This window comes from Bradyrhizobium sp. (assembly GCF_016462955.1).
Lineage (GTDB): Bacteria > Pseudomonadota > Alphaproteobacteria > Rhizobiales > Xanthobacteraceae > Bradyrhizobium.
The window spans coordinates 1-2686 of sequence record NZ_JAEMSD010000721.1 but is presented as its reverse complement, the minus strand read 5'-3'; the positions used below and the strand labels follow the sequence as shown (position 1 = coordinate 2686).

Annotated in this window: 2 protein-coding genes and 1 pseudogene; 1 reads left to right on the top strand and 2 read right to left on the bottom strand. The window is 64.1% G+C overall.

Going from position 1 to position 2686, the window contains the following annotated elements; translation table 11 throughout:
- Positions 1–698, top strand: a pseudogene (lysK, locus tag JHD07_RS37395) (lysine--tRNA ligase); the annotation flags it as partial.
- Between the two features lie 152 nt (positions 699–850).
- On the opposite strand, the gene JHD07_RS37390 reads toward lysK, so the two are convergent.
- Together JHD07_RS37390 and JHD07_RS37385 are read right to left on the bottom strand one after the other, a co-directional pair.
- On the bottom strand, positions 851–1603 hold the full coding sequence (locus tag JHD07_RS37390; RefSeq protein WP_291631316.1) for a carbonic anhydrase: 753 nt from the start codon (positions 1601–1603) through the stop codon (positions 851–853).
- A gap of 134 nt (positions 1604–1737) precedes the next feature.
- Positions 1738–2394 (bottom strand): helix-turn-helix transcriptional regulator, encoded by a 657-nt coding sequence (locus tag JHD07_RS37385; RefSeq protein ID WP_291631314.1) that lies wholly within the window; start codon positions 2392–2394, stop codon positions 1738–1740.
- Between the last annotated feature and the right edge of the window lie 292 nt (positions 2395–2686).

Below are 2686 nucleotides of genomic sequence, written 5' to 3'. Positions count from 1 at the left end.
TGCGCTACGCCTCGCCGGAATCGCTGTCGCTGTTCATGTATCGCGAGCCGAAGGCGGCCAAGCGGCTGTATTTCGACGTCATCCCGCGCAACGTCGACGATTACCAGCAGTTCCTCGACGGCTTTCCCAAGCAGGACGGCAAGCAGCAGCTCGGCAATCCGGTATGGCACATCCACACCGGCAAGCCGCCGAAGGGCGACATGCCCGTCACCTTCCAGTTGCTCTTGACGCTGGTGTCGTCGTCGAACGCGGAGAACGCCGAGACGCTGTGGGGCTTCATCGGCCGCTATCGGCCCGGCGTGAGCCCACAAACGCATCCGAAGCTGGATGCGATGGTCGGCTACGCCATCAACTACTATCGCGACTTCGTCGCGCCGACGAAGCAGTTCCGCGTGCCCACCGACACAGAACGCGCGGCACTCCAGGATCTGCGCGATGCGCTGTCGCAGCTCGCGCCGGACGCCTCGGCCGAGGACATCCAGAACGTCGTCTACGAGATCGGCCGCCGCGAGCCGTTCCTCGACCAGGTCAAGAAGGGCAAGGACGGCCGCCCCGGCGTGACGCTGGACTGGTTCAACATGCTCTACCAGGTGCTGCTCGGCCAGGAAAAGGGCCCGCGCTTCGGCTCCTTTGTCGCGGTGTATGGCGTGCAGAACGCGGTCAACATGATCGACGGCGCGCTGGCAAGGAGCGCGTGAGCGCGCTTCCTCTGTCATCGCCCGGCTTTGACCGGGCGATCCAGTACGCCGCGGCAGTGGTCATGAATCGAAAGGCCGCGGCGTACTGGATTCCCCGCCTTCGCGGGGAATGACATCGACTACCTTGGCGCGAAGCAGCGGAGTGACGCCGCTCAGATCGAGCGCAGCACGTAGCGCCGGTTGTCCTTCTGAACCGGGCGCGCGTTCATCGGATAGAGCTTTGCGAACGAGGCGACATCGCTTGCTGCCACCTGGATGGGGGTGGTCAGCAACAGCCATTCGACTACTTCCGAGCAGGGCGGCGTCGTCAGCGACCCGGGATAACGGTAGTAGCTCAGCTTCGTTGGCAGCAGGGCGTGCGGATCGATGCCTGCATCGGCCTTCACCGCGGGGCCTTCCGCCGCGGGCATGGTCCTGACGATCTTGCTGAACGCCGGGTTGGGCCTGCCCTCGGCCATCAGCACGCCGACCACGGCGAGCCCACCGGCGTCGTTGCGATGGACGAAATGCGCCTCCATCGGGAAATTCTTGCCGCCGATCATGTGCTCGCTCGGGCGATGGAAGTGCACCTGAAGCAGCTTGTACTTGACGTTGCCGAGCATCAAGCTGCTGCCTTCAGCGAAGTTGAGCTGGATCGTGTGCCCGTTGTTGACGATGGTGTCGGCGCTCCTGCCCCAGTTCAGTTTGAGAACAGGCAATTGCGACTTGATCGACCCCTCGATGTCGATCGGCGACTGTTGCGCGCCGACCGCGCAGGCCTTGTTGGCCGCATCAAGATCGCCCCACTTGGCCGGACCGCCGGCGCCCTCATAACTCCAATGCGTGCCTTCGGCGGCGAAGGCCGGCTTGCAGAGCGGACATAGTGCAAGACCCGCCAGGGCCTTCAATGCGTGACGGCGATTCATCGTATTCCCCTAAAATAAAGCCGGAAGCCGTAGTATCTGCCGGAACCTATGCGAGAGGGCCGGTGAGTCGCAATGGAGATCGGGACGAAATGCGGCCCGCAGAAATGCGGATCACGAAGCCGCACGGGTCATCATCACTGGCTCGTCCACACGATTCGCGCGATCCACGCCACTTCGCCCGACGCAATGGATCGCACGGACTGCGATGCACCGAGCGACTGCAGCTCCAGCGCCTCTGCGGTACGGCGCTTCAGCGTTGCGATCGTCAGCTCGCCCGCCTTGCTCCTCACCAGCACGCGATCACCCTTGCGCTGGGGCGCGCCGGGCGAAACCAGTACGATGTCACCGTCGCGATAGACCGGTGCGAGCGCACTGCCGGAAATCTTCAGCGCAAAGGCGTGGCTATCCTCGGTGGCGGGAAGCGCGATCTCGGTCCAGCTCCTGCCGGAGGGAAGGCCGGCCTCGTCGAAAGCGCCGCTCGCCCCGGCCTGCGCGAAGCCGAGCAACGGGACCGAGCGGCCGTCGCCGGCGCCATCACCGTCGATCAACTTCGCAAAGCTGTCGATCGAGGCGCCGGCCGCGGCCAGCGCCTTCGCGATCGATTCGGTCGAGGGCCAGCGCTCGCGGCCGTCGGCGGTGACGCGCTTGGACCTGTTGAAGGTGGTGGGGTCGAGCCCGGCACGCTTGGCAAGGCCCGAGGGCGACAGTCCGGCGCGCGCCGCCAACCGATCCAGCGCGGCCCAGATCTGGTCGTGAGTCAGCATCCTCTGCGCTTTGGCCTGTCCGACCATGGAAGGTCTAGCCCGTCGCAACTCAGGAAAACTGTCCTCAAATCAAGCGGTTTTCCGTTTTCCGCGCAAGAGGCGGCGGACGACAGCGTCTACAAGCGAAGCGGGTACCGATTCGCCTCGAGAAGACATGTCAAAACAACGGCCTGGAGCCTTTCCGCCCCGATTTCACCGGAACGGAAAGGCTTGAGGTCTTGAGTTCGGAAGGGGCGGCCTTTACGGTCGCGGCCGGGTTTGAAGGACCCGCGAGAGACCAAAAAACTCAAAAGACTCAAAGAACAAACAAGGCTGCGGT

Excerpts from the sequence above, each read along its gene's own strand:
- JHD07_RS37390 (WP_291631316.1), bottom strand. The coding sequence starts at position 1,603 with ATGAATCGCCGTCACGCATTGAAGGCCCTGGCGGGTCTTGCACTATGT.
- JHD07_RS37385 (WP_291631314.1), bottom strand. The coding sequence starts at position 2,394 with ATGGTCGGACAGGCCAAAGCGCAGAGGATGCTGACTCACGACCAGATC.